This is a genomic window from Geodermatophilus sp. CPCC 205506 (assembly GCF_051383635.1).
Classification (GTDB): Bacteria; Actinomycetota; Actinomycetes; order Mycobacteriales; family Geodermatophilaceae; genus Geodermatophilus.
The window spans coordinates 1-1412 of the sequence record NZ_JALPKP010000113.1; the positions used below are offsets into that span (position 1 = coordinate 1).

Annotated in this window: 2 protein-coding genes; both read left to right on the forward strand. The window is 73.8% G+C overall.

What is annotated here, in order from left to right:
- Positions 1-6: 6 nt before the first annotated feature.
- On the forward strand, positions 7-1167 hold the full coding sequence (locus MY520_RS27845) for an acyl-CoA dehydrogenase family protein (protein WP_436695943.1): 1161 nt from the start codon (positions 7-9) through the stop codon (positions 1165-1167).
- A partial coding sequence (locus tag MY520_RS27850; protein ID WP_436695942.1) for an acyl-CoA dehydrogenase family protein occupies positions 1164-1412 on the forward strand: 249 nt, incomplete at its 3' end. The genes MY520_RS27845 and MY520_RS27850, both read left to right, overlap by 4 nt.

Genomic DNA, 1412 nt, shown 5'->3' on the forward strand with positions numbered 1-1412 from the left:
CAGCGCATGAGCAGTCCGTTGAGTCTGGCGCCGGCGCCGCGGTCGGAGGCGGCCGAGCGGGTGCGGGGAGAGGTGCGGGAGTTCCTGGCCGGTGAGTTGGCGGCCGGGTCGTTCACGCCGCACGTGGACACCTGGCTGTCCGGGGTGGATCCGGGGTTCTCCCGCAAGCTGGGGGCGCGGGGCTGGCTGGGGATGACCTGGCCCGAGCGGTACGGCGGGCACGAGCGGTCGGCGATGGAGCGGTACGCGGTGACCGAGGAGCTGCTGGCGGCCGGCGCGCCGGTGGCGGCGCACTGGATCGCCGATCGGCAGTCGGGGCCCAACCTGTTGCGGTATGGCAGCGAGGAGCAGCGGCGGTCGATCCTGCCGCGGATCGCGGCGGGGGAGTGTTTCTTCGTGATCGGGATGTCCGAGCCCGACTCGGGCTCGGATCTGGCCTCGATCCGCACGAAGGCGGTCCGCAACGGCGCCGGGGACTGGGTGGTGTCGGGGGCGAAGGTGTGGACGAGCAATGCGCACCATTCGCACTTCGGGATCGTGCTGGTGCGCACCGCGCCGCTGGATCCGGGGAATCGGCATGCCGGGTTGTCGCAGTTGCTGGTGGATCTGTCGCTGCCGGGGATCACGGTGAATCCGATCCGGATCCTGGACGGTGGGCACCACTTCAACGAGGTGGTGTTCGACCAGGTGGTGGTGCCGGGCGGGATGCTGCTGGGGGCGGAGGGCGCCGGGTGGGCGCAGGTGACCGCGGAGCTGGCGTTCGAACGCAGCGGTCCGGAGCGGTTCCTGTCGACGTATCCGGTGCTGGCCGAGTTCGCCCGGCGGGCGTGTGACTCCGGCGACGGTGGGCAGTTGGCGGCGCTGGGCCGGTTGTCGGCGCGGTTGCTGGCGTTGCGGCAGTTGTCGTTGCGGATCGCCGCGGCGCTGGATCGGGGGGAGTTGCCCGACATTCCGGCGGCGCTGGTGAAGGACGTGGGCACCACGTTCGAGGCCGACGTGGTCGATGAGGTGCGGAAGGTGGTGGCGGTGCCGGCGTCGCTGGACTCCCCGGATCCGCTGGGCCGGGCGTTGGCCGAGGCGCAGCTGCACGCGCCGGGGTACACGCTGCGCGGCGGGACCAACGAGATCCTGCGCGGCATCGTGGCCCGCGGGCTGGGGCTGCGATGAGCAGCGCGGAGCGGGCGCTGGTGGTGGGCACGGTGCGCGACATCCTCGCCGCGCACGAGCCGTTCGTGCTCGACGCCGGGCGGGCCTGGGACGCCCGGTTGTGGGCGGCGCTGGCCGGGGCGGGGCTGACCGGGGTGGGGCTGCCGGAGGCGGCCGGCGGGTCGGGTGGGGAGCTGGCCGACGCGGTCGCGGTCGTGGGCACGCTGGCCGCCGGGGCCGGCGCGGTTCCGGTCGCCGAGCAGCTG

Coding starts and splice junctions, on each gene's coding strand:
- MY520_RS27845 (WP_436695943.1), top strand. CDS start 7: ATGAGCAGTCCGTTGAGTCTGGCGCCGGCGCCGCGGTCGGAGGCGGCC.